General features: G+C 49.0%; 23 protein-coding genes. 17 read left to right on the forward strand and 6 right to left on the reverse strand.

Annotated features, from left to right (window positions below):
• The first annotated feature begins 28 nt into the window (after positions 1–28).
• From folP to rimI, 4 genes are all read left to right on the forward strand, one after another.
• Positions 29–880 (forward strand): dihydropteroate synthase, encoded by an 852-nt coding sequence (gene folP, locus AC6R0S_RS10380; protein ID WP_500632755.1) that lies wholly within the window; start codon positions 29–31, stop codon positions 878–880.
• A gap of 17 nt (positions 881–897) precedes the next feature.
• Positions 898–2,238 carry a phosphoglucosamine mutase gene (gene glmM, locus AC6R0S_RS10385; protein ID WP_500637862.1) on the forward strand — a complete coding sequence of 447 codons (1,341 nt, stop codon included), beginning with the start codon at positions 898–900 and terminating at the stop codon, positions 2,236–2,238.
• Between the two features lie 164 nt (positions 2,239–2,402).
• Entirely contained in the window at positions 2,403–2,810 is a 408-nt protein-coding gene (locus AC6R0S_RS10390) for a DNA polymerase III subunit psi (protein ID WP_500637863.1), read from the forward strand.
• Position 2,811: 1 nt separating this feature from the next.
• Complete coding sequence (gene rimI / locus AC6R0S_RS10395) at positions 2,812–3,252, forward strand: ribosomal protein S18-alanine N-acetyltransferase (RefSeq protein ID WP_500632725.1); 441 nt, start codon at positions 2,812–2,814, stop codon at positions 3,250–3,252.
• A 27-nt stretch (positions 3,253–3,279) separates the two neighbouring features.
• Here the strand turns inward: rimI and AC6R0S_RS10400 are convergent, their stop codons facing one another.
• Positions 3,280–5,331: a putative bifunctional diguanylate cyclase/phosphodiesterase gene (locus tag AC6R0S_RS10400; RefSeq protein ID WP_500637864.1), complete on the reverse strand. Its 2,052-nt coding sequence runs from the start codon at positions 5,329–5,331 to the stop codon at positions 3,280–3,282.
• Positions 5,332–5,552: 221 nt separating this feature from the next.
• Here AC6R0S_RS10400 and prfC point away from each other — a divergent pair, with 221 nt between their 5' ends.
• Complete coding sequence (gene prfC / locus AC6R0S_RS10405; RefSeq protein ID WP_500637865.1) at positions 5,553–7,142, forward strand: peptide chain release factor 3; 1,590 nt, start codon at positions 5,553–5,555, stop codon at positions 7,140–7,142.
• 132 nt (positions 7,143–7,274) lie between these two features.
• On the opposite strand, the gene srmB is transcribed toward prfC, so the two are convergent.
• Together srmB and AC6R0S_RS10415 are read right to left on the reverse strand one after the other, a co-directional pair.
• Complete coding sequence (gene srmB, locus AC6R0S_RS10410) at positions 7,275–8,513, reverse strand: ATP-dependent RNA helicase SrmB (protein WP_500637866.1); 1,239 nt, start codon at positions 8,511–8,513, stop codon at positions 7,275–7,277.
• Positions 8,514–8,622: 109 nt separating this feature from the next.
• A complete protein-coding gene (locus AC6R0S_RS10415; RefSeq protein ID WP_500637867.1) occupies positions 8,623–9,339 on the reverse strand; it encodes a tRNA1(Val) (adenine(37)-N6)-methyltransferase in 717 nt (238 codons plus the stop codon).
• 376 nt (positions 9,340–9,715) lie between these two features.
• On the opposite strand from AC6R0S_RS10415, the gene brnQ reads away from it, so the two are divergent.
• From brnQ to AC6R0S_RS10445, 6 genes are all read left to right on the forward strand, one after another.
• Positions 9,716–11,029 carry a branched-chain amino acid transport system II carrier protein gene (gene brnQ / locus AC6R0S_RS10420; RefSeq protein ID WP_500630106.1) on the forward strand — a complete coding sequence of 438 codons (1,314 nt, stop codon included), beginning with the start codon at positions 9,716–9,718 and terminating at the stop codon, positions 11,027–11,029.
• Between the two features lie 161 nt (positions 11,030–11,190).
• A protein-coding gene (prfB, locus tag AC6R0S_RS10425; protein WP_334554024.1) for a peptide chain release factor 2 occupies positions 11,191–12,289 on the forward strand; the annotation gives its coding sequence in 2 pieces (ribosomal slippage) (positions 11,191–11,265 and positions 11,267–12,289; 1,098 coding nt in all).
• Between the two features lie 42 nt (positions 12,290–12,331).
• Positions 12,332–13,870 (forward strand): lysine--tRNA ligase, encoded by a 1,539-nt coding sequence (lysS, locus tag AC6R0S_RS10430; protein WP_334554026.1) that lies wholly within the window; start codon positions 12,332–12,334, stop codon positions 13,868–13,870.
• 352 nt (positions 13,871–14,222) lie between these two features.
• Positions 14,223–15,557, forward strand: a complete 1,335-nt coding sequence (gene vpsR, locus AC6R0S_RS10435) for a cyclic-di-GMP-binding transcriptional regulator VpsR (protein WP_334554028.1) — start codon at positions 14,223–14,225, stop codon at positions 15,555–15,557.
• 262 nt (positions 15,558–15,819) lie between these two features.
• Positions 15,820–15,954 (forward strand): hypothetical protein, encoded by a 135-nt coding sequence (locus tag AC6R0S_RS10440; protein WP_334554030.1) that lies wholly within the window; start codon positions 15,820–15,822, stop codon positions 15,952–15,954.
• Between the two features lie 129 nt (positions 15,955–16,083).
• Positions 16,084–16,335, forward strand: coding sequence for a DUF1127 domain-containing protein (locus AC6R0S_RS10445; RefSeq protein WP_487901849.1), 252 nt, complete (start codon positions 16,084–16,086; stop codon positions 16,333–16,335).
• A gap of 103 nt (positions 16,336–16,438) precedes the next feature.
• On the opposite strand, the gene AC6R0S_RS10450 is transcribed toward AC6R0S_RS10445, so the two are convergent.
• On the reverse strand, positions 16,439–17,473 hold the full coding sequence (locus AC6R0S_RS10450) for an NADP(H)-dependent aldo-keto reductase (RefSeq protein WP_500627998.1): 1,035 nt from the start codon (positions 17,471–17,473) through the stop codon (positions 16,439–16,441).
• A 143-nt stretch (positions 17,474–17,616) separates the two neighbouring features.
• On the opposite strand from AC6R0S_RS10450, the gene AC6R0S_RS10455 reads away from it, so the two are divergent.
• The gene (locus AC6R0S_RS10455) at positions 17,617–17,928 is read left to right on the forward strand and encodes a DUF6482 family protein (protein ID WP_487901851.1); all 312 of its coding nucleotides are present in this window, start codon (positions 17,617–17,619) and stop codon (positions 17,926–17,928) included.
• A gap of 7 nt (positions 17,929–17,935) precedes the next feature.
• On the opposite strand, the gene mutH is transcribed toward AC6R0S_RS10455, so the two are convergent.
• On the reverse strand, positions 17,936–18,601 hold the full coding sequence (gene mutH, locus AC6R0S_RS10460; protein ID WP_500637868.1) for a DNA mismatch repair endonuclease MutH: 666 nt from the start codon (positions 18,599–18,601) through the stop codon (positions 17,936–17,938).
• Between the two features lie 615 nt (positions 18,602–19,216).
• Here mutH and rppH point away from each other — a divergent pair.
• The 5 genes from rppH to AC6R0S_RS10485 are packed head-to-tail and all read left to right on the forward strand — an operon-like array spanning position 19,217 to position 24,521.
• A complete protein-coding gene (gene rppH / locus AC6R0S_RS10465; protein WP_500630102.1) occupies positions 19,217–19,735 on the forward strand; it encodes an RNA pyrophosphohydrolase in 519 nt (172 codons plus the stop codon).
• A 2-nt stretch (positions 19,736–19,737) separates the two neighbouring features.
• The gene (gene ptsP / locus AC6R0S_RS10470) at positions 19,738–21,984 is read left to right on the forward strand and encodes a phosphoenolpyruvate--protein phosphotransferase (protein ID WP_487901853.1); all 2,247 of its coding nucleotides are present in this window, start codon (positions 19,738–19,740) and stop codon (positions 21,982–21,984) included.
• 8 nt (positions 21,985–21,992) lie between these two features.
• The gene (locus AC6R0S_RS10475) at positions 21,993–22,784 is read left to right on the forward strand and encodes a sulfite exporter TauE/SafE family protein (RefSeq protein WP_500637869.1); all 792 of its coding nucleotides are present in this window, start codon (positions 21,993–21,995) and stop codon (positions 22,782–22,784) included.
• A gap of 54 nt (positions 22,785–22,838) precedes the next feature.
• Positions 22,839–23,660, forward strand: a complete 822-nt coding sequence (gene lgt / locus AC6R0S_RS10480; RefSeq protein ID WP_334554044.1) for a prolipoprotein diacylglyceryl transferase — start codon at positions 22,839–22,841, stop codon at positions 23,658–23,660.
• Positions 23,661–23,669: 9 nt separating this feature from the next.
• Complete coding sequence (locus AC6R0S_RS10485; protein WP_500632715.1) at positions 23,670–24,521, forward strand: thymidylate synthase; 852 nt, start codon at positions 23,670–23,672, stop codon at positions 24,519–24,521.
• Positions 24,522–24,632: 111 nt separating this feature from the next.
• Here AC6R0S_RS10485 and AC6R0S_RS10490 read toward each other — a convergent pair whose 3' ends face one another.
• Positions 24,633–25,778 (reverse strand): Na/Pi symporter, encoded by a 1,146-nt coding sequence (locus AC6R0S_RS10490; protein WP_487901857.1) that lies wholly within the window; start codon positions 25,776–25,778, stop codon positions 24,633–24,635.
• Between the last annotated feature and the right edge of the window lie 195 nt (positions 25,779–25,973).

The raw sequence follows: 25,973 nt of genomic DNA on the forward strand, positions 1-25,973 counted from the left end.
GAGGCAACTCGGGGTTTTTCTGTTTATGATGATTCTAAAAGCAAACAATAAAATCCTCGATCTCTCCACACCTCAGGTGATGGGGATCCTTAATGTTACGCCCGATTCGTTTTCTGATGGCGGCCAGTTTAACTCCTTAGAGCGCGCTCTAGAGCAAGCGCAGCGTATGATAGACGCCGGTGTGACCATCATCGATATCGGTGGTGAATCCACGCGTCCAGGGGCTCCGGACGTGAGTTTGGACGAAGAGCTTGCGCGCGTGGTACCTATCATCCAAGCGATTCGCGCCCGCTCTGATGTGTGGATCTCTATTGACACCAGTAAAGCACAAGTCATGGCGCAAGCGATAGCGGCAGGTGCGGATATCATCAATGACGTCCGTGCGCTGCAAGAGCCAGGAGCGCTAGAGGTAGCGGCTCAATCTGGGCTGCCGATTTGTTTGATGCATATGAAAGGCCAGCCGCGCACCATGCAAGCAAACCCGAGCTATGATGATCTCTTAGTGGAGGTGGGCGAGTTTTTGCAAGAGCGCATGCAAACTTGTCAGGCGGCAGGGATTGATAAAGCGCAGCTGATCCTCGATCCTGGATTTGGCTTTGGCAAAACCCTTGAACACAACTATCATATGCTCGCGCATCTTGAGCAGTTCCACCGTTTTGGTTTGCCTCTCTTGGCGGGCATGTCACGTAAATCGATGTTATTTAAACTGCTCGACAAAGCGCCGGCTGAATGCATGGCGGCGAGTGTCAGCTGCGCGACAATCGCAGCGATGAAAGGGGCGCAAATTATTCGTGTGCACGATTACGAACAAACGCTTGATGCCATGAAGGTGGTTGAGATGGTCAAAGCGAACCATTCACCTTCTGCGGCGATAAAATAAAAAGATAAGGACTCACCATGTCTGATAAAAGACGTTATTTTGGAACCGATGGGGTACGCGGCAAAGTTGGCCAATACCCCATCACCCCTGATTTTGTATTGAAACTCGGTTGGGCGGCTGGCCAAGTATTGGCAAAGCAAGGCACGAAAAAAGTCATCATTGGCAAAGACACGCGTATTTCTGGTTACATGCTAGAGTCAGCCCTTGAAGCTGGCCTTGCTGCTGCAGGTTTGAAAGCGACCTTTACCGGCCCAATGCCTACGCCAGCGGTGGCTTATCTGACACAAACTTTCCGTGCTGAGGCAGGCATTGTTATCTCTGCATCGCACAACCCATATTACGACAACGGGATTAAATTTTTCTCATCAGAAGGCACCAAGCTGCCCGATGAGGTAGAGCTCGCAATTGAAGCGGAGCTCGATAAAGAGATTGAGTGCGTAGAATCGGCCATGCTGGGTAAAGCGAGCCGCTTGAACGACGCAGCAGGGCGCTACATTGAGTTTTGTAAAAGTACCTTCCCGTCGTCATTGAGCTTAGCCGGGCTAAAAATTGTCGTCGATTGTGCTAACGGCGCGACTTACCATATTGCGCCAGCAGTCTTTAGTGAACTCGGTGCTGAAGTGATCGCGATGGGTGTGGAGCCGAATGGCACCAACATCAACCATGAAGTCGGTGCGACCGATGTGCGTGCGCTGCAAAAACGTGTTGTCGAAGAGCAAGCTGCGCTGGGTCTCGCCTTTGATGGTGATGGCGATCGCATCATCATGGTGGATCATCTGGGCAATAAAATTGATGGTGACCAAATTGCTTACATCATTGCGCGAGATGCGTTGCGTCGTGGTGAATTAAAAGGCGGCGTGGTTGGCACTTTGATGACCAATTTGGGCATGGAAAATGGCCTCAAGGCGTTAGGGATTCCTTTCGTTCGTGCGGCTGTCGGTGACCGCTACGTGATGGAGCAGTTGATCGAAAAAGGCTGGCGTATTGGTGCGGAAAACTCTGGCCACGTTATCTTGCTTGATAAGGTGACCACTGGTGATGCGATTGTCGCAGCGCTGCAAGTGTTGGCATCAGTGGTGGGCAGTAAACTCACTTTGAACGAGTTGTCGCAAGGTATGACACTGTACCCGCAAGTGTTGGAAAACGTGCGTTTCTCGGGCGACTCTAACCCGCTAGAAGCGAAAGCCGTACAAGAGAGTGTGGCACAAGTTGAAGCCGAACTTGGTGATAAAGGCCGCGTGCTACTGCGTAAGTCGGGCACTGAACCTTTGATTCGCGTTATGGTGGAAGGCGAAGATGCTGAGCTGGTTCAAGCGAGCGCCCTCAAAATTGCCGATGCGGTGAAAGCGAGCTTTTAATCGCTCTCGCGTGTGAAGATTTTCCCGACCAAGTGGCTAGCTTCACTTGGTCGGGAAGCCCAAATGATGCCTTTCTGCGCATTAGTCCGTTTTGATTAACCGATTCTCATCAACCCCGTTTACTCATGAATCCGTTTGTCATGAATAAAGGATTACGAACCGATATGTCTTTGTTAAACACTGGCTATCTCCATGAGATGGGCATTGATACCTACCAACTTGAGCATCCCTCCCGTCTTCATGGCGTAGAGCTTAGCCCTATTACACTGGATGATGACTGCTGTTTGTTGTTGGTATCACCTGTACTGCCTCAAGGCAGCGACGCCCTGTTTTTGCAAAAGGTGTTGCAAGCGATGTCATTGACCCTTGAACATGTGCGCCACGTTTATCCTCATCAGGTGATGGCCGTTAATAGAAAGGCGTTGACATGGGTTTGGTATGCCGGTTGTGATGCTCACCAATTTGAGGGCGTGAAAACCTTGGTGTCGCCAGAGTTAGCTGCGATTGATGGTAATCAAGTGGAGCGCCGCGCTTTGTGGCAGCAAATCCAAACGGCTCTCAAAGGAGAATAACATGGCACTGGTTCCATTAGCGCCAACGCACCTTGATGAGGTGTATCGCATTGAGTGTGCCGCGCATTCACATCCTTGGTCTGCCAACTTGATTAACGCCATTGAGAGCCGCGGTGCGTGCCATCATGTGCTTGAGGTGAGTGGCGAGGTTGTGGGCTATTTTTACGCGCAGAATATTGTGGGTGAGGTGACGTTACTGAACATTGCCGTCGATCCCGCCAAGCAAGGACTGGGCTTTGGCCGAGTGCTTATTGAAGGCTTCTTGTCGATGTGTGAGGGCGAGGGTGCTGATAGCGCTTGGCTTGAAGTACGAGAAAGTAACCAGGTGGCGTTAGCTCTCTACCAAGAAGTTGGCTTCAATGAGATTGACCGTCGCGTCAACTATTACCCAACGAGCAAGGGTAAAGAAGACGCTATCATCATGAGTTATCTGTTTTTCTAAGCTTTTTTGCTTCAGCTGATGACTTTATTAACGCTGAGCGAACTTCGCGTCTTCCAGTAGTTCTAGCGGGTAATAGTTGGCCTCGAAGCGGCTTTTCAGCTCACTCGCTGGCAGAGGCTTATCGAAAATGTAACCTTGGAATTGTTCGCAACCCAGTTTTTTCAGCGTCTCCAACTCGTATACATCTTCCACCCCTTCTGCGATGACTTCCAAGTTCAAACGCTGCGCCGTCATGATGATGGTATCGACAATCGCTTGGTCACTTTCGTCTAAATGCAGTTGGGTGACAAATGAACGGTCAATTTTAAGTACGTCTACCGATAAATGCTTTAAGTAGCGCAGTGATGAGTAGCCGGTGCCAAAGTCATCAATCGAGGTTTTGAGATTAAACTCTTTGAGTTTAACCATCTTTTGAATCGCGCCTTCCACATTCTCGAGCAGCAAGTTTTCAGTGATTTCCAGTTCGATGCACTCTCCACTGATCCCTGCTTGCGCTAAGGCTTCATTGATGTGATCAACGAAGGACTCTTGCGCGAACTGAAGCGGACTGATATTGATCGCCAAGCGGCGGAAAGTGTCTGGCAAGATGCCCTGTTTTTTCCACTTGGCATACTGGTAGCACGCTTCCTCAATAATCCAATTACCGATTTGAAGGATCTGGCCGGTCTCTTCCGCGACCGGCATAAACACGCCCGGAGGCAATAGCCCTTTTTCGGGGTGGTTCCAGCGAATTAAGGCTTCAACCCCGATAATTTGATGTTTATCACTGACCTGAGGTTGATAATAGAGTTCAAGCTGTCCTTTATTGATTGCCTCATGCAACCCCTTTTCAATCTCTAGGAAGGATTCGACTTGCGCCTGCATTTCAGGCTCGTAGAAGGTGTACTTGTTCTTACCTGCCACCTTGGCGCGGTACAAGGCGGTATCCGCTTGGCGCAGCACGTCAATGTTGGTACAGGCGACCGAAGGAAAGGTCGCGATACCCACACTGACGGTACAGTAGAGTTGGTGATCATCAATCGAATAGGGGTTTGAGATCAGTGCAAGCAGCTGCTGAGCTAAACTTTTGGTTTGCTCTGGGCCCACGTTGGGCAGCAAGATCGCAAACTCATCGCCGCCGATCCTCGCCGCGGTGTAGCCTTTTTGCTGCCACGAGACAATACGCTTGGCGATCGCTTTGAGCAGTTGATCCCCTATGGTGTGACCGAGCGAGTCATTGATGGTTTTAAAACGGTCTAAATCCAAGTAAAACAGCGCGCCGGTTTGATTGTTGTGTACCGCTTGGTCAATAGACTTGCCTAGGGTTTGCATCAATAAGCTTCGATTGGCCAACCCAGTGAGCGAGTCGTAGTACGCGAGCTGATTGAGCTTCGCTTGCGCGACTTCACGGTCTTGCCATAGGGAATGGAAGGTCTTGGCAAGGTGACCGAGCTCATCGTTACCTTGAAGCGGAGGAGGCGTGGTCGCACTGTGCTGGTCATTGAGTGAGCGTACCCAATTAAGCAGAGTAATTAGTGGTTTAGACAGTTTTTTGTAGAAAAAGATCAGCAAAATAGTGGTCAGCAAAATATTGCGCAGCAAATCAAACAGTAAGATTTTGCTGGTTTTGGCGATAAACTCGCGCGCAATGCTGATGCCGTTCACGGAGAAGCTGAGTGAGCCTACCACAACATGAGAGTTTGGCTGATGGAGATCGGTCTGATAGACCGGCGATGTCGGCGTGAGATAAGTCGCCACCAGTTCAGCAAAATCCCCTTGGCGTGTCACGCTGCGCTCATTACGGGTCAGGGTATCGCCAAAGTCATCGATGATTTCCACACGGTAGATGGCGTTATCCATCATCAGCGTTGAGGCCACTTGCTCGGCCAACAACTGGTTAAGATGATAGGCCGCTTGACTCGCATTAGAGTAATTTTGCAGCAACTTGAACTGATAGTGATCTTCGATACGTTGCTGCTCTTTCGATACATCAACAAAAATCTGATACAAGCTGAAGCAGACGCCCAGCAGGACAGATACCAAAAACACCGTTTTTGCTTGGCGGATGGCTAACGAATTGATCTTTATAGTCTCGGACATAGCTTCTACTTGTGAGATGTACTTCTTAAGTTATAGCTCATATTTATTGATAATCTAATCTATCGACGAAAAGCGTGACTTTTCAATTCATCTTTTTGTATGAAGTTGCTGATTGCATCAATATAAGCGAGAATACCGCGCAAAATAGAATCGAACCCAGAGTGGTTTAGGCTCGGTATGACCGAGAAAAACGGCTTACAGATAGTTAAGAAGACCTGTTCATGTCAAATACCCCATTTCTAAGCGAAGTGTCTAAACGTAGAACATTCGCGATCATCTCGCACCCCGATGCGGGTAAAACCACCATTACTGAAAAAGTGTTGTTGTTCGGACGCGCCATTCAGACCGCCGGTACGGTTAAAGGACGCGGCTCCGCTCAGCATGCCAAATCAGACTGGATGGAGATGGAAAAAGAGCGTGGCATCTCCGTGACCACCTCTGTGATGCAGTTCCCGTACAACGAATGTTTGGTGAACCTTCTCGATACCCCAGGGCACGAAGATTTCTCGGAAGATACCTACCGTACGCTGACCGCTGTTGACTCATGTCTGATGGTGATTGATGCCGCGAAAGGTGTCGAGGATCGTACCCGCAAGCTGATGGAAGTGACGCGTTTACGTGATACCCCAATCGTGACCTTCATGAACAAGCTTGACCGTGATATTCGTGATCCTATGGAGTTGCTGGATGAGGTCGAAAGCGAACTGAATATGGCGTGCGCACCAATCTCATGGCCGATTGGCTGCGGTAAAGAGTTTAAGGGTGTTTACCATATTCACCGTGACGAAACGATTCTTTACGCAACAGGCCAAGGCCACACGATTCAAGAGCAGCGCATCATCAAAGGGCTAGATAACCCAGAGCTAGACGCAGCTGTCGGCAGCGAATTGGCGGAGCAACTGCGTGAAGAGCTCGAATTGGTCATTGGCGCTTGTCCTGAGTTTGAGCAAGAGCTGTTCCTTGCCGGTGAATTAACGCCTGTGTACTTCGGTACCGCGTTAGGTAACTTCGGCGTTGATCATATGCTTGATGGTCTGACTGAGTGGGCTCCGGCACCGATGCCGCGTGAAGCCAATGAGCGTAAAGTTGAGGCTTCAGAAGAGAACTTCAGTGGATTTGTGTTTAAAATCCAAGCCAATATGGACCCGAAACACCGTGACCGCATCGCCTTTATGCGTATCGTGTCGGGGACATACAAGCAAGGCATGAAGATGAACCACGTTCGTCTTGGTAAGCAAGTGAACATCTCGGATGCGGTGACGTTCATGGCGGGCGATCGTTCTCGCGCTGAAAACGCCTACGCAGGTGACATCATCGGTCTCCATAACCACGGCACCATCCAGATTGGTGATACCTTCACTCAAGGTGAAGCACTGAAGTTCTCGGGTATTCCAAACTTCGCTCCTGAGCTGTTCCGTCGTATTCGTTTGCAAGATCCTCTTAAGCAAAAGCAGTTGCTCAAAGGCTTAGTACAGCTTTCAGAAGAAGGGGCAGTGCAGGTATTCAGACCTTTGCAGAACAACGACTTGATTGTAGGCGCCGTCGGTGTCCTTCAGTTTGATGTGGTGGTTGCGCGCTTGAAAGCAGAATACAACGTGGAAGCGATTTACGAAGGGGTTAACGTGGCGACTGCACGTTGGGTTGAGTGTGAGGATGGTAAGAAGCTCGACGAGTTCCAGCGCAAGAACCAAGTCAACTTAGCCCTCGATGGCGGTGACAACTTAACTTACATCGCACCAACCATGGTTAATCTGAACCTGGCCAAAGAGCGCTTCCCGGATGTGGAGTTCCGTGCCACTCGTGAACACTAATCCCACGCCTTGAGACTGGAAAAAGTCGCTGAAGTGATCAGCGGCTTTCATTGCGCAGGCCTTGAAGGTCGACGATAAAAAAGGGTTGATGCATACACATCAACCCTTTTTCCGTATATCTAAGCGATAGCCTTACTTTTTCTTGCTGGCGCTCTTTTTCTTCGTTTTAGTCACGCTTTTCTTCTTGTCGTCTTTTTTCTTGTTCTTTTTCTTAAACACCGGTTTTTTGTGTTTTGGACGTAATTCTTTAATAAAGCGCTCTTTGATCTCTTCTTTCACGTAGCGAGCGACGCGATCCATCATGGGTTGATCGTGTGCTTCCACCAGTGAGACTGCGTTACCTTTCTTGCCTGCGCGTGCGGTACGGCCAATGCGGTGCAGGTAAACATCTGCGCTGCGTGGCAAGTCAAAGTTGATCACATGGCTGACATCCGGAAGGTCAATACCACGCGCGGCGACGTCGGTGGCGAGCAGTACGTTGACCGTGCCATCGCGGAATCGCGCAATGGCGTTGTTGCGGCGATCTTGTGGCATTTCGCCTTGGATCCACGCACAAGGGATCTGCGCTTTTTCCAGTTCGCCACGTAAGTCCGCCAAACGTTCGCGGGTTTTTAAGAAGATGATGCTACGTTGAGCTTGCTCGGTGATAATGGTTTTGAGTAGCGCTAGTTTGTGCTCCATATCATCCGCACGGTGATACCACTGAGCGATTTTCTTACGTTCGCGGCGTGATGGCTCGGCATCAATTTCCGCCGGATTCGTCAATAGATCAGCAGTGAAACCTTCCACACCTCGGCCTTCGAGCGTGGCAGAAAAGAGCAGAGTTTGTTTACGCCAACGACATTCATTTGAAAGGCGGTCAACCGTTGGACCAAAGCCCATGTCGAGCATTCGGTCAGCTTCATCGAGGATTAACCATTCAATTGCTCGACAATCAAATCGCTCCGCATTGATGTATTCCATTAAGCGGCCCGGGGTTGCCACAACGATATCTTGGGTCTTTTTCAAAATGTCGGCGTGCTCTTCATATTGAACGCCACCAGTAATGGTGAAGATGTTGAGATTGGTGTTTTTTGCTAAAGCGCGCGCTTGATCTGCCACTTGCATTGCCAGTTCACGTGTCGGCGTTAAGATCAGCACGCGTGCAGGCCCAGGTTTACGGCGTGGGAAATCTTGCAAATATTGCAGAGCGGGTAGCACGAACGCCGCTGTTTTACCTGTTCCTGTGGGCGCAGACGCGAGAATATCTCGACCATCAAGGGCGTGTGGAATTGCTTCCGCCTGAATCTGGGTTGGGCGGCTGTAACCCATCTCTTCGATGGCTTCGAGTAGATTGTTGTCTAGCTCAAGTTCGGCAAAATTTTTGATCACTCTGGTCTCTCCACAAGCGCACGAAATGGTTTTTATCCCTTTATTTTGACCTCAGGGATAACAAAGGTCGCATAGTATAGTGTCTTTGGTGATAAGGATCACACCTTAATTACGGCATCTTTAAATAAAACGCTCTCGTCAGGGCGACAAAATCTACGCTGTACTCAGCTCCGTCATGGATCAGCAGTGATTGATATTGGCACTCACCTGCGGTGTGTTGCAGTTCAAACATCAGGCGACTGACGGGTTTGTTGGCTGTGGTGCGCACTTCACACCGCCTTCTTAACGACCACCCCATATTCTGCGCTAACTCGATAAACGCTTCCCCTTCCACTTGAGGCAAGATGAAACTGGCGGTGCCAAGAGGCGCGAGCAGTTGCTGACATCGTCGCAATAAAGGTTCGTGTGCCAATGTATCGGCATGCCTTGCGATGGCGCGAGCGGGCGCTTTGGCAGACTCGCCAGTGGTGAAATAGGGCGGATTACAAATAATCGCGTCAAAAGAGTCTGGGAGTTCGGCGCTGAGGATATCACCTTGAAGAAGACGTAATCTGCTGTTCCACGGACTGGCGCTGAAATTACTTTGAGCGGCGCAAATGGCGTGATGGTCAATATCTATCGCGCATATCTGTGCATCTGGGTTGCGCTGAGCGCACATCAAGGCTAATAGCCCCGTTCCAGTGCCGATATCGAGTATTTGATGTGCGTGCTCTATCTGCGCCCACGCGCCGAGCATGACACCATCGGTACTGACCGGCATCCCCGATTGTCCAGACTGAATAGAAAACTGTTTAAATGAAAACGCTTTAGTGGCTTTGATGGTCATTGGAATCTTATGTTGTCATTGAATGTTATGGTGGTGACTTCAGTGGTTGTTAATGATGTGTATGGTTTTTTGTTCTTCTTGTTGTGGTGCTGTTGGTGATTTTGATTGGTATTAAAATCCAATTTTCACTCCTCAACTAGTGATTACTGCTGTATATCTGAGTGTACTCTAAATTTATATGGTGTTTTTCGCCATTCGGTTGCGAAAGCGACACGGTTTGTTCATCATGCGCGCCTTATTTTAAAGATTGAGTGGGTCAATGACATCACTCTCCATTCACAACATCGATATCTCCCATCAGGTTATGGGGTAGCCGAGTTTACTCGATACTGCCGTCATAGTCGCATTGGGAACAGAAGTATAAGAAGGTTCTCTCGTGAATCAGAGTTTAAAAATCACAGATATTCTTGCGCTCGGCTTCATGCTGTTCGCGTTTTTTTTAGGTGCGGGTAACATCATCTTTCCACCGATTGCCGGTCAGTTTGCAGGCGACAATGTGTTCCCTGCAATGATGGGTTTTCTCGCGACGGCTGTTGGTTTGCCACTGGCAACGATCATTGCGATCGCCGTAGCCGGTGGTTCATGGGATCATCTGACAGAGCATTTGCCAAAGCGCGCTGCTGTGGTGATGGCGGTACTGATTTTCGTCATTATCGGCCCAGCGTTCGCGGCTCCTCGTACTGGTTTGGTTGCCTACGAGATGGCGATCAAACCCTTCTTGGCTGACGCCGCGCAAATGCAGTTGACCATGTTCTCCATTCTCTTTTTTGCGGTTGCGGTGTTCTTTGCTTGGTCTCAAGGCAAACTGATTGATGTGATTGGTAAAGTGCTGACGCCGGCGCTGTTTATTGGCCTGATTGTCTTGGCCGGTGCGGTCTTTATTGCTCCTCAAGGAGAGATTTTAGCGGCGCAAGGTGAGTATTTAACTCACCCATTGCAAAAAGGATTTCTGGAAGGCTATAACACCATGGATACCTTTGGCGCCTTGATGTTTGGGGTGTTGATTGTTGATGCGCTGCGCCAAAAAGGTATCACTTCACAAAAAGCGACCTCAAAATACCTGATCAGTGCAGCCTGCATTGCCGCTGTGGGACTTGCGTTTGTTTATATCTCACTCTTCTACCTCGGCGCGACCAGTTCTGCAGTTGCAGCAGGAGCGGACAATGGTGGTGTAGTGTTAAGCTTGTATGTTCAAGCGCTGTTTGGTCCGTACGGTCAAGTGGTTCTCTCTGTCATCGTGTTGCTGGCGTGTTTGACGACGGCGATCGGCCTTATCTCTGCGTGTTCTGACTATTTCAGCTCGCTCACTCCGCTCTCTTATAAGCAGTGGGTGATCATTAATGGTGTGGCGTGTGCTGTGGTGGCGAACGTCGGCCTGGCTCAACTGATTGCCCTTTCAGTACCTGTGCTGTTTGCGCTATACCCGGTTGCTATTGCTCTGATTGCGTTGACCTTTATGCGTAGCAAGCTCGCGAATCCAGCTATGGCATATCGTGTGGTGATTCTTGTTGCTTTGCTGTTTGCGCTTATTGATGCCGCTAAGGTGGCAGGGTTGGATATGTCAGCACTGAGCATGTTGCCGCTTTTTGATGTCGGCATGGGCTGGTTGCTGCCAACGGCGGCGACGATGGTGTGCATGATGTTCATCGGCCAATCTGAGCAAACGTCACTGGCACAAGACAACGCCTAACCGCTCGTATTTCTTTGCGCTGAATCCCTTGTCATACCCTGTGTGACAAGGGATTGTTGTTTATGGCGCACTGCCAGTCCTGTTCAAAAAATTCCTGTATCTTCGTCACACTTTTCAGTACAATTCTTCGGTTAAATTCTACTCATCAATGTTGAGCAAACATGTTTGAAATCAATCCAATTAAAAACCGCTTACAGGACGTGTCTCAGCGCACTTTAGTCCTGAGGGGGTATCTTTGACTATGACGCCAAAAAAGAGCGTCTAGAAGAAGTCAACGCAGAACTGGAACAACCAGATGTCTGGAACGAACCTGAGCGCGCACAAGCGTTAGGTAAAGAGCGTGCGGCGTTAGAAGCTGTCGTGGAAACCATTGATCAGCTCGACCAAGGGGTTGAAGACGTTGATGGTTTACTTGAGCTTGCGGTCGAAGAAGACGATCAAGAAACCTTCGATGAAATCGAACCCGAGCTTGCGGAACTAGAAGCGAAGCTTGAGCAGCTTGAATTCCGTCGTATGTTCTCTGGCGATCACGATGCGTCTGATTGCTATATCGACCTGCAATCTGGTTCAGGCGGTACTGAAGCGCAAGACTGGACGTCGATGATGCTGCGTATGTACTTGCGCTGGGCAGAAGCCAAAGGCTTCAAAACCGAAGTGATCGAAGTGTCAGAGGGTGAAGTGGCGGGCTTGAAAGGCGCGACGGTGAAAATCTCTGGCGAGTATGCTTATGGTTGGCTTCGCACTGAAACCGGCGTGCATCGTCTAGTCCGTAAATCGCCGTTTGACTCTAGCGGCCGCCGCCATACTTCGTTTGCTTCTGCGTTTATCTACCCAGAGATTGATGACAACATCGATATCGACATTAACCCTGCGGATTTGCGCATTGACGTGTACCGTGCGTCCGGCGCGGGTGGTCAGCACGTTAACACCACCGAATCGGCGGTACGTATTACTCACGTACCCACCAACACGGTCGTGCAATGTCAGAACGATCGCTCTCAGCACAAGAACAAAGATCAGGCGATGAAGCAGTTGCGCGCTAAGCTCTTTGAACTTGAGATTCAAAAGCAGAATGCAGAGAAGCAGGCCAACGAAGACGCGAAGTCTGACATTGGTTGGGGCAGCCAGATTCGTTCTTACGTCCTAGATGACTCGCGCATTAAAGATCTGCGTACCGGGGTAGAAAACCGCAATACACAAGCGGTACTGGATGGCGATCTAGACAAATTTATTGAAGCTAGCCTGAAATCAGGCCTGTAAGCTTTTCACCGACACTCAGAAACGAAACAGGATACATCGAAAATGACTGATGCTGTTCAAAACGAAAATCAACAAGACGTCCTTTCACCTGAAGAAAACAAGCTGATTGCTGAGCGCCGCGCGAAGCTGGACGCTATCCGCAAGAGCTGCAAGGCAAATGGCCATCCTAATGACTTCCGTCGTGATGCACTAGCGGGCGATCTACAAAAAGAGTTCGGTGAGAAGAGCAAGGAAGAGCTAGAAGCGCTCAACCACGTGGTGGCGATTGCTGGCCGTATTATGGCTAAGCGTGGTCCGTTCCTTGTGATTCAAGAGACATCTGGCCGTATTCAAGCGTATGCGGCAAAAGACGTACAAAAGCACCTTAAAGAGCAATACCAAGGTTTGGATATTGGTGACATCATCGGTGTCAAAGGCGCGCTGCATAAATCCGGTAAAGGCGATCTTTACGTGAATATGGAAGAGTACGAATTGCTGACCAAGGCGCTTCGTCCACTGCCAGAGAAATTCCACGGTCTGACTGACCAAGAGATGCGTTACCGCCAGCGTTACGTTGACCTGATTGTCAATGAAGATTCACGCCAAGCCTTTATCATTCGCTCTAAACTTGTTTCTGCGATCCGGAACTTCATGAGCTCAAAAGGCTACCTTGAAGTGGAAACGCCAATGATGCACGTCATCCCTGGTGGTGCGACCGCTCGTCCATTCGTGACGCACCACAATGCGTTGGATATCGACATGTACCTACGTGTGGCGCCAGAGCTGTACTTGAAGCGTCTCGTTGTGGGCGGTTTTGATCGCGTATTTGAGATCAACCGTAACTTCCGTAACGAAGGTCTCTCGCCACGTCACAACCCAGAATTCACCATGATGGAATTCTACCAAGCGTACTCTGACTATAAAGATCTGATGGATCTCACTGAAGAGATGCTCAGCACAGTGGCAATGGATGTTCTTGGTTCTACTTCTATGCCTTACGGTGATGAGACGGTAGAGTTTGGTGGTACGTACGCTCGCATGAGTATGTTTGAAGCTATCAAGCACTACAACCCAGATCACGCTGAGATCCAAGCACTAACAGAAGCGGATCTGCAAGATCGCGAGAAAATGGTCGCGATTGCTAAATCTGTTCACGTTGATGTTGAACCGTTCTGGACGTGTGGTCAGCTACTTGAAGAGATCTTCGGTGAAACGGCTGAACCTCAACTGATTCAGCCAACCTTTATTACCGGTTACCCGGCGGATATTTCGCCTCTGGCTCGCCGTAGCGATGACAACCCGTTCTTTACTGACCGTTTCGAGTTCTTTATTGGCGGCCGCGAAGTGGCGAACGGTTTCTCTGAGCTTAACGATGCAGAAGACCAAGACGCACGCTTTAAAGCGCAAGTGGATGCGAAAGATGCTGGTGACGATGAAGCCATGTATTACGATGCAGACTACATCACGGCACTTGAGCACGGCTTGCCACCCACAGCGGGCCAAGGGATTGGTATTGATCGCCTAGCGATGCTCTTTACCAACACGCACACGATTCGTGACGTGATTCTGTTCCCAGCCATGCGTCCGCAAGCGCAATCTTAATCGGATACGCGATTGACGGTAAAAACCACCTTCGGGTGGTTTTTTTATGTCTGGCTAAGGTGAAAAGAGAAAGAGTAATAAATTATGTGAATGTTTTTTAGATCTGTATCTCAAGCTCATATGTAAGATGTGGCATTATCTGAATAGTCTTAACATTAAGACAGACACTCTGCGAGAGTCTCTATAATGTAACTAACCAGTGTCGCATTTTCGATGAGTGGGTGTTATTTGAATGGTCTTAAGGGGCGAGATTGTTCCTCTTATATATTTGCCATCCAGCCTTACTCACCGCTGGCGAAACCGCCGATAGCAGTGGCACAGTAGTAGAATAATAGTGATAAGGAATAGCGTCATGGGAAATCAATTCCGCATGGATTCCGTTCCGGGATCGTTAGTGGTCGTAGGAGGAACGTATGAGCCCTGGTTGTCAGTGCTGGAACAAGTTGGCTGGCGGTGTACCCAAGTCGCGGATTTAAGAAAAGCCGATAGTCTGTTCAACGAAACCGGGCCTTGTATCGGTATTGTCGATTTAAGTCATGATGAGTTTAGTCTCAATGGCATTGCGAATTTGGTGAGTAATCATAAGCAGGTACGTTGGCTCGCCTTTATTCGTGAGTCACAGCTGAGCTCCGACACCATCTGTCAGTTTATCGTCAACTTCTGTATTGATTTTTTCACCGCTCCGATCCCTGATGCGCAACTGCTCAGCACCATAGGTCACCAGTTAGGGATGCTTAAGCTTGAGCAGAAGGTATGGCCTTACTACGGCAACAATAGTGATATGGGGCTGATTGGTGACTCTATTCCAGTCAAACGCCTACGCGATCAGATTAAACGCATCGGGCCTACCGATGTCAGCATTCTGATTTACGGTGAAAGTGGTACGGGCAAAGAAACGGTGGCCAGAGCGGTACACAAGACCTCCTCAAGAGCCAACAAAGAGTTTGTTTCCGTCAATTGTCGAGCAATGTCGGAGAGTCGGATTGAAAGCGATCTGTTTGGTCTTCAACGTCATGACAGTGATGAGCCTTGTTTGCTGGAAAAAGCCCATGGCGGAACCGTGTTGTTGAACGACATTCTCACCTTGCCCAAATCTCAGCAAGTGAACTTACTGCGATTCTTGCAAGAGGGGACGATAGAAACCAAAGAGGGCCCAAAAGAAGTTGATGTGAGGATTCTTGCCGCGAACTCAGCGGATATTGAGAAAGCCTTGATTGATGGAGACTTCAATGAGGAGCTTTATCATTACATCAATGTGCTGCGTATCAACGTTCCGAGTTTAAAAGAGCGTGCCGGGGACATTGCGATTTTGGCGCGTCATTTCTTGCAGGAGTACTCTAAGGAGTACAACGCCCAAGCGCGCAGTTTTACTGAAGAGGCGTTGCGAGAGCTCACACGTTATCATTGGCCTGGTAACGTGCGGGAGCTGATGAACCAGATTAAGCGCGTGGTGCTGATGTCCGACAGTGTGATGCTAGACGATCAGCAATTGGATCTCCCTAAACGCACCGACGGTAAACGAAGTTTGAAAAGTATCCGTGAGCGAAGTGAGCGTGATGCGCTGTTGTTGGTGCTTGAATCCCATTCGGGACAAGTGTCGATGGCGGCCAAAGAATTGGGTGTATCACGTGCCACTATGTATCGTTTATTAAACAAGCATAATTTGATCAGTGACGCGACTGTTTAATTGATTGTTTTGTAAATAAAAAGCCATGCTTCGATTGCATGGCTTTTTGCTATTGGCTCAACAGGATCTGCCATCTATAAGATATTCACAGTTTGAATATCTTATATTCAGGGAGAATAAAAACATGATTCAGTTGAAAAACGTGTTTTTAACTTTCCATTAATAAATCGGTTGATTAATCATCCTTGGTGGTTAGAATTTAACCATGAGCTCAACGCTCTACACACCCAACGGATTCTTTATTTTTGCTAGGAGGCGCACAATGACACATTTCATCATGACACCCGTGTTTACCCTTTGTGCCTCTGACGCCGTTAGCGCCGCGATGATCATGACAGATTGGTCTCACACCCTATCTATGTCTGATATCGCCCGAAAACCGGCCCGCACACAATAACGTATCCGTATCCTTTTTCTTTTAATTGGCTGCGGAAATGCAGCGAATTAAAAGTGATGGATCACACGACTCTTTCCTCATTTTTGCTTCCATGTGTTTCCCCAGCAACGTATAGACTGGAGATTTCTCATGAGTCATTCTGTATATCTAAAACTTGCTACCCTACTTGTTAAAGCGGACTTGAGCCGAGAAGAGCGAGCTTGGAAACGAAAAATCAGACGCAGTGCGCACCATATCCCATGGGAGAACGCGCACCTGCTAAGAGATATTGGTTTGGAAAGCGACGGTCGTCCGATTGGCCTCAGTGAACCTGCCCACGTCAAAGCCGAGCGCCGTATTCGTCATCTTCGTCGTGTGCTGAGTGCGCGAATACCGACGTAACGTTAGGGGCTGGCGGTGATGACCGTCAGCCCCTAAAACTGAGCAAAAAACCGACCGTGAAGGTCGGTTTTTACGTTTGTACGCCAGTGCGGTGGATACGTCCTTATGGGCAAGGATTGGAATATTGAATGCCAATGGCTTGCAAGCCATCAAGCAGTTCAGGGCTTAAAGTGATATCGAGACTGTCAATATTGGATTTCAACTGTGTCAGGCTGGTGGCACCGATAATATTGGAGGCGACAAACGGTCTTTGATTGACGAAAGCCAATGCCATCTGCGCGGGATCCAGCCCATGTTCACGCGCCAGCGAGACGTATGCCTGTGTAGCGGCGATCCCTTGTGGCGTAAAGTAGCGCACAAAGCGTTCGTACAAGCTGCAACGGGCGCCTGTAGGTTTGGCACCATCAAGGTATTTACCACTCAAACAGCCAAAGGCGAGCGGGGAATAGGCCAGAAGTTGCACGCCTTCGAAATGGCTGATTTCAGAAAGACCGACTTCAAAGCTGCGATTAAGTAAATTGTAGGGGTTTTGAATCGAAACGATCCGTGGCAACTCATGCTTCTCTGCGAGTTTGAGCAGCGACATCACTCCCCAAGGTGTTTCGTTAGAGACGCCGATATAGCGTACTTTTCCTGCACGGACCAATTCCGCCAAGGCTTCTAGGGTTTCGATCAGGGTGACTTCCTGCTGCTGATCCGGATAAGGGTAATTGAGCTGACCGAAACAGTTCGTCTGACGCTGAGGCCAGTGGATTTGATACAGATCGACATAGTCGGTTTGCAAACGCTGCAAGCTATCATCAATAGCTTGGTGAATGTTACGCCAATCGAGCCTCATGTTGTCACGGATATAAGGCACGCTACGTGGACCGGCGACTTTGGTCGCTAAAATGACTTTCTCACGCTTACCTGATTGTTTGAGCCAGTTGCCAATATAGGTTTCGGTTAACCCCTGGCTTTGCGCTTTGGGCGGTACCGGGTACATTTCGGCGGTATCAATAAAGTTGACGCCACGCTCTAAGGCATAATCTAGCTGACTGAATGCGTCTTGCTCTGTGTTCTGTTCACCAAAGGTCATGGTTCCAAGAGCAATCTGACTGACTTCGAGAGATGAGTGCGGTAACTTGTTGTATTGCATGAACCTTCCTAGTTTCCAGTGGAGATAAGTCCAATATAGGGCAAGGTGTGGCTGGTGGATATAGGGTTTATTAACAATTTCGCAAGATTCTGCGTCTTGACTATGTTTAAGAGATCCAGGTCTTTAAGGGATGAAGGTGCGCGATGCAAAAAGTTCAGTTAGATAAATGGATCCACGGCGATCACAAAGAGAGTTATCAGCCACCCAAGGTGTTCGTTATCGGATGTTCCGATGTATCGCAATACTTGTTAGCGGTGGAATACAAGCATAAGCTCGAACCCATCAGAGAAGGAGAAGAGCCCCTTCATTTTGATTCGATAGAGCAGGTGAGAGAGGCGCTGTTGAAACTCGGTGTTGAGCGCGCCTACTTAAGATTGCACAACACCTATGATGAGTGTGGCTCGGGCAGTGGACCTCGTTTTCACGATGTGGCGTTGTCGCTCACGACGCATTGAGCTGGCGCTAAATAAAATGACGAGCGAGTATGTTGGCGGTAAATTGCGTACGCAAGTAAAAGCCGCGAGGTAGCGTCTTGATGCGTTTTCCTGTTGCGCCGTAGGCGTCGGTTGAGACTCGACTGTTGGCGGCTTTCGGTCTGATTTGCAGGACTTCACCGTGCTTAGCGGTAATGTGGCTGACTTGGCCAAGTACGATCATCTCCATCAGCTCTTCCCAGTCCGCTTGCAGTTGACGTTCTTCTTCGACACTTGGCGACCACAAAAGCGGGGAGCCAACACGCCGCTCTGGCAGTGGAATTTCTCGTTCCCCCTCAACCGGCACCCACAATACCCGTGATAACTTGTTTCTTACGTGGCTGTTTTCCCATGTTAAACCATGCACTCCCGTTAAAGGGGCGACACAAACAAAGGTGGTTTCCAGTGGCTTACCGCTATAACTGATGGGAATGGTCTTAAGTTCAATCCCGAGATGCTCAAAGTCTTGTTGTGGTTTGCTGCCTGCGGTAGCGCCTAAATGCCATTCCAGTAATTGACCGACCCAGCCTTTGTCACGCTGTAGATTTGCCGGCACCGTCATCTGGGCTTCCTGGGCGAGTTCTGCAAAGGTGAGCCCTGCGATTTGGCTAGCTCGTTCAAACAGTTCTTGCTCGGAGTGTGGGGCTGGTTTCATCAATACGATTCCTTAAGGTTGGTGAGACATTGTATCGAATCCATTCGAGCGATGAAATCTTGCTTGGGATCCCAAGTGGTGAAAGATCCTACTAAATAGACTTATCCACAGATTTTCATCGCCACTAAGCAATATTTTTAATATCTGGATCAATTAACAGGGGTTTGAGGGCTATTTTAGGCTTGATTTCTGCGGTTGTTGTTATTTTACACCTTGCTTGTGTGGATAAAGTGTCCTGTGGTGGATCTTTAACCGATCTGTGTTGTGCGTGAAATATGTCAGATAAAAAGGGATTGGTAATAACTTTCTTTCTTCTATTGCATTGTTTTTAAATGATTTTGTGGCGTAGCGTTCTTTCTGTTTTATTTTGCTAGGTGAGACTTGGCGGGAAAATGATCAGTTGAACCGAGATTCTTCACATAGTTATACACAGAAAAGGTGAATAAATGTGGGCCATGTCTCACAACTGTGTGAATAACTGTAGGGTTGACCGAAAAATATGCAGAGTAGGTGCGTGACGCCATAAATTGAGTGTGAGTCACAATAGGAAGTTTGCTCCGATTGGGGATATGTGGAAAAATCACTGTAATAAAAGATTTTACTAGAGGGTGGCCAGTGATAGATGGCGATGGTTACCGCTTAAATGTGGGAATTGTAATCTGTAACAACCATGGTCAGGTATTCTGGGCTAAACGATACGGACAACATTCTTGGCAGTTTCCTCAAGGGGGAATTGACGACGGTGAGACTCCCGAGCAAGCAATGTATCGGGAACTGTATGAAGAAGTGGGTTTAACAAAGAGTGATGTCACCATAGTGGCAACGAGTCGTCATTGGTTAAGGTATAAATTACCCAAACGGCTGGTTCGATGGGACTCAAAACCTGTTTGTATCGGGCAAAAACAGAAATGGTTCCTCCTGCGGCTAGATTGTGATGAAGCAAAGATCAATATGCAGCACGGGAGTTCCCCTGAATTTGATGGTTGGCGTTGGGTAAGTTATTGGTATCCGGTGCGACAAGTGGTTTCTTTCAAGCGTGATGTGTATCGCCGCGCAATGAAAGAGTTCGCCTCGATGGCAATGCCGTTCAAAGAACGCAGGACGAAAGGCAAACGTAAATACAAAAGAGGATAGACATGCTGTCTCAACTAAGGGAAATAGTTGAACAAGTTTCTAAGGTCGATGATGTGCATCAGGCCTTAGATGTATTGGTTAAGCAAACGTGCAACGCGATGAGTACGGAGTGTTGTACTGTCTATCTTGCAAATGAAGAAATGCAGCGCCTTGAGCTGATGGCGACTCAAGGTCTGCGCTTTAAAGGGGATAAAATCCATATCCGCTTTGAAGAGGGCTTGGTAGGTTTGGTCAAGCGCAGTGCTGAGCCGCTCAACCTCGCTGAAGCCTCCAAACATCCGGATTTCAAATACTTCTCCGAGCTCGGTGAAGAGATTTATCACAGCTTCCTTGGCACACCGATTATCCACCGTAAGCAAGTGTTGGGTGTTTTGGTGGTGCAGCAAAAGACGCCGCGTCAGTTTGACGAAATGGAGGAGTCCTTCCTTGTTACCCTAGCGGCGCAGCTTGCGGTAATTATTGCCCATGCTCAAACCCAAGGTCATTGGCGATTAGAGAAAAAGCAGCAAGCGATTCGAGGACTGCCTGCCTCAAGTGGTGTGGCCATTGGTGAGTTCTGGTGGGACGATACTCAGCCAGAGTTATCTGAGGTCTACCCAGCCTCGACACTGGATATCGAACGAGAGCAAGAGTGGCTCTTACTGGCGATTGAAGAAGCGCTCGGCGATTTTCGTCGTATGCGTAAAAAGCTCGACAGCGAAATCAACAAAGACGCTTTAGCCATTTTTGACCTCTTTACTCATTTGCTTAACGACCCCATGTTGCGCAAAGATCTCAAGTCGCAAATCCAAAAAGGCGATAGAGCTGACTGGGCGTTGAGACAAGTGGTCGAGTCCTACTCGAACCGTTTTGCCCGCATGTCGGATCTCTATCTACGAGAAAGAGCACAAGACATTCGCGAGCTGGGTCAACGCTTACTGTTTTTCTTGCACAATACCGACAAAGAGCAGCAATTGATTGAGCGCCCAATCATCCTCGTGGTGCGTGAACTGACCGCTTCTCTGCTCGCCTCTATCCCTAAAGACAAGTTACTGGCGGTGATTGCCTTAGAGGGCGCGGCGAACTCGCACGCCGCGATTTTGTCGCGTGCGCTCGGTATTCCGGCCGTGATGGGCGTAAACCTCAATCTCAAAGCGATCAATGGTAAGCAGGGGATTGTCGACGGTTACAGCGGTAAGATTCTGATTTCACCGAGCAAACAGTTACTGAGAGAGTATCGAGCGCTGGTCAACGAAGAGGCGGAGCTGTCTAACTTGGTCAATCAGACCATTCAAGCTCCGGCTTGCACTCAGGATGGTGAACGAGTGGAAGTGATGCTCAATGCTGGTCTGAGCGCAGACACCAACATTGCCATCAATCAGGGCGTTGATGGGGTTGGCCTCTATCGAACCGAAATTTCTTTTTTGCTTCAGCACCGGTTTCCCTCGGAAGAAGAGCAAACCCAGCAGTATCAAGCGGTACTCAATAGTTATCCAGATAAACGAGTGGTGATGCGCACGCTTGATATCGGCGGGGATAAAGCTTTACCCTATCTGCCGATTGAAGAGGACAATCCATTTCTTGGTTGGCGCGGTATCCGTTTTACCTTAGACCATCCCGATATTTTCTTGATGCAGATACGCGCGATGCTACGCGCGAGTACGACGCATCATAACTTAAGTATTTTGCTACCAATGGTATCAGGGGCGCAGGAGTTGGATGATGCCATCACGCTGATTGAGCGGGCTTATCAAGAAGTCAAACTGCTCGATGAGCGACTGAGCATGCCGCAAATTGGCGTCATGATTGAAGTGCCTTCGATGATTTATCTGCTTCCGATGATTGCTGAGAAAGTCGATTTTGTCTCTATCGGGACGAACGACTTAACTCAATACCTGTTGGCGGTGGATCGCAATAACTCACGCGTGGCCGATGTCTACGAATCTATGCATCCATCGGTGGTGATGGCTCTGGATCACATTCGCCGTACCTGCGATGAGTTAGGCATTCCGGTGTGCATCTGTGGTGAGTTGGCGGGCGATCCGATCGGGGCGATGTTGATGGTGGGGTTGGGGTATCGAAGCCTGAGTATGAATACCTCGAATGTCGCTAAGATCAAATATCTCCTCAGACATACTCAAGTCGATGAGCTGCAACATTTGGCGCAAAATGCGCTGTCACAAGCTTATGGAAAAGACATCTATGCTATGATGCAGGCCTTTTTTGAGCAGAAAGGTTTTGCCGGCTTTATTCGCGCAGGTAAACGATAGGATAGGCAGTGTTTGTAGTATTTCTTGGCTTATTGCTGGTACTCGGTGCCTTTGTCGGCATGATGGCTGGCTTACTTGGTATTGGCGGCGGTTTGATTGTCGTCCCCTCGTTGCTTTTCTTACTCCCATTGGCGGGGATTGATCCTGATATCGCCATGCACATGGCCCTCGCGACCTCGCTTGCATCGATTATCATCACTTCCGGCTCATCGGCCCTCAACCACTTTAAACTCGGTAATGTCGATATGTTCGTCATCAAGTGGCTGATGCCCGGTGTGGTGATTGGCGGCTTTCTTGGCGCGCACGTCGCAGAGTGGATACCGGCCGCTTACTTACCCAAAGTGTTTGGAGGCATTGTTCTGATGCTCTCTTTGCAAATGCTGTTTTCTCTCAAAGCCACTCAAACGAGAGAAATGCCAGGGCAGGCGGCAACGTTCTCGACGGGGATGGGGATTGGTGTGGTGTCGAGTCTGGCCGGGATCGGTGGTGGGTCATTGTCGGTACCGTTTCTCAATCGTCATGGGATTGAAATGAGAAAAGCGGTCGGGTCGTCATCGGTCTGTGGCTGTGTATTGGCCATCTCGGGCATGTTGGGGTTTATTCTTAACGGCATGCAGACACAAGCACTGCCCGCAGGCAGCCTGGGCTACGTCTATTTACCAGCCTTAGTGGCGATCGCCTCCACCTCAATGTTGACCACTCGTTTTGGCGCGACATTAGCGACCAGTATGCCAACCACGAGGCTGAAAAAAATATTTGCACTGTTTTTAATGTTCGTTGCGGGAACTATGCTACTGTGACGCACTCTCAACTTCTATCTTGAACTCATTGAACACCACAAGAGAATCTCTCCTATGTCCCAGGGATATCTAGACTTTCCAAATATTGATCCGGTATTACTCTCCATTGGCCCACTCTCTATCCGTTGGTACGGTTTGATGTACTTGGTGGGATTTGCTTTTGCTCTTTGGCTAGCGAACCGCCGCGCAGATAAGCCCGGCAGTGGCTGGACACGAGAGCAGGTGTCCGATTTGCTATTTGCTGGTTTTCTCGGTGTGGTCATTGGTGGCCGAGTTGGCTATGTGCTGTTTTACAACTTTGACCTCTTCCTTCAAGACCCGCTCTATCTGTTTAAAGTATGGACCGGCGGTATGTCATTCCACGGTGGCCTGCTGGGTGTCATTAGCGCGATGTTCTGGTACGCGAAAAAGAACGGTCGAACCTTCTTCGGTGTGGCCGACTTCATCGCCCCGCTGGTGCCGTTTGGTCTCGGTATGGGCCGTTTAGGTAATTTTATGAACAGCGAGCTGTGGGGGCGTGTGACGGATGTGCCTTGGGCGTTTGTCTTCCCAAATGGTGGTCCACTGCCGCGTCACCCGTCTCAGTTATACGAAATGCTGCTCGAAGGCATAGTGCTGTTCTTTATTCTCAACTGGTTTATTAAAAAGCCGCGTCCGCTTGGCGCTGTATCAGGGCTCTTCCTTGCCGGTTATGGTACCTTCCGTTTCTTGGTCGAGTACGTACGTGAACCTGATGCGCATTTGGGCCTCTTTGGCGGGTTTATCTCTATGGGGCAAATATTGTCTCTACCAATGGTGATCATTGGCGCCTTGATGGTCGCTTGGGCATATCGACGTGGGCTTTATAAAGACGAATTACCACAACAAACGAAGTAAGGATTGGCTGTGAAACAGTATTTAGATCTTTGTCAGCGCATCGTTGACCAAGGAGAATGGGTAGAAAATGAGCGCACGGGCAAGCGTTGCCTAACGGTGATCAATGCCGATCTCACTTATGATGTGGCGCAAAATCAATTCCCACTCGTGACCACTCGTAAGAGCTTTTGGAAAGCCGCTGTGGCGGAGCTGCTTGGATACATCCGAGGGTATGACAATGCCGCCGATTTTCGTCAGCTAGGCACAAAAACTTGGGATGCCAATGCCAACTTAAATACCGCTTGGCTTGAGAACCCTTACCGCAAAGGTGACGATGACATGGGACGCGTCTATGGCGTTCAAGGTAGAGCTTGGGCCAAACCCGATGGCGGTCATATTGATCAGTTGCGAAAAATTGTCGATGACCTGACTCGAGGCGTGGATGACCGCGGTGAAATCCTCAATTTCTATAACCCGGGTGAGTTTCACATGGGCTGTTTACGTCCGTGCATGTACAGCCACCATTTCTCTCTGCTTGGGGATACCTTGTACCTCAACAGCACACAGCGTTCGTGTGATGTACCGTTGGGTCTGAATTTTAATATGGTTCAAGTGTATGTCTTCTTGGCGATCATGGCGCAAATTACGGGCAAGAAAGCCGGACAAGCCTACCACAAGATTGTCAATGCACACATCTACGAAGACCAGTTAGCCCTAATGCGAGATGTTCAGTTGAAGCGTGAACCTTTGGCCGCGCCCACGTTCCACATCAACCCAGAGATCAAAACCTTGGAAGATTTGGAAACGTGGGTCACCTTGGATGACTTTTGGGTGGAAGGGTATGAGCACCATGACCCAATCCACTATCCGTTCTCAGTGTAATAGCCATTCGCACTGTAATGATTAACAAGAAACCAGCGTACTCGCTGGTTTTTTTGTATAAAAAAAGCCCTCAACCGAGGTCGAGGGCTTAGTATGCGATGGCAAGTGTGTTTAGGTTGTCAGTGCAAGGATCGCGCCTGGTAGGACTAAAAATACTGTCACCAAATAGGCGGCGACGACCGCTTTGTTCTTCACCGCCATGTCTGAAATCATGTCGGCGGCTTTGACCGGTAGCTCACGTAAGAACGGAATACCGAATATGAACACGGTGGCCAATACGTTAAATGCGAGGTGCACCAAGGCAATCTGCAGTGCAAAAACCGCGAACTCACCCGAGGCTGCCGTTGCAGCAAGCAAGGCTGTGATGCAAGTACCGATGTTCGCACCCAGAGTGAATGGGTAGACGTCACGGACTTTCAACACGCCAGAGCCTACAAGCGGTACCATCAAGCTGGTCGTAGTAGATGAAGATTGAACCAGTACGGTCACTACAGAGCCAGACACGATGCCGTGGATAGGACCACGACCGATAGCGCTCTTCAAAATCTCACGAGCACGGCCAACCATCAAGCTCTTCATCAATTTACCCATAACGGTAATGGCCACGAAGATGGTCGCAATGCCTAGAACAATCAATAGCACCCCACCCATGGTATCGCCAAAGGTTGCCAACGGCTCCTTGACGGCATTCACAACAGGCTTAGTGATAGGTTTGATGAAGTTCAAGCCTTTCATGCTCATGTCGCCCGTTGCAAGGAACGGAGAGACCAACCAGTGGGAGATTTTCGCAAGAATGCCAAACATCATTTCCAACGGAAGGAATATCGCAACGGCAAGCAGGTTGAAGAAGTCATGAATCGTGGCACTGGCGAACGCACGTTTGAACTCTTCTTTATTGCGAATGTGACCAAGAGAGACCAAGGTGTTGGTGACTGTCGTACCAATGTTGGCACCCATGATCATTGGAATGGCGGTCTCAACAGGCAAACCACCTGCCACCAAACCGACAATAATAGAGGTGACGGTACTTGAGGATTGGATCAAGGCGGTGGCCGTCAAGCCAATCATTAATCCAGCAATAGGGTGTGACGCAAATTCAAATAGGACTTTAGCTTGATCGCCGGTTGCCCATTTAAAGCCGCTACCTACCATAGAAACAGCAAGTAGTAGTAGGTATAACATGAATGCCAAGTTAGCCCAGCGTAACCAGCGAGTCGTACTCGAGATTGGTGCTGCTGTAGTAGTAGCTTGGTTCATAATTTTCTCCGTGGACCGTTTAATACTTATTGGTCGGTTGTTGAAATTGAGGCTGATGTTAGAGAGGAAATATTTCAGTAATATTACATTTCTATGTAATGCGGTCTTTTTTGAGGGATAGCGAGGCTTATCGGTGTAATTCTTACGTTACGATTTGGTTAACTCATTGAAAATTATTAATTATTTCCGCATTGA

It is taken from the genome of Vibrio sp. R15-SG3-ISO1B, assembly GCF_059833835.1.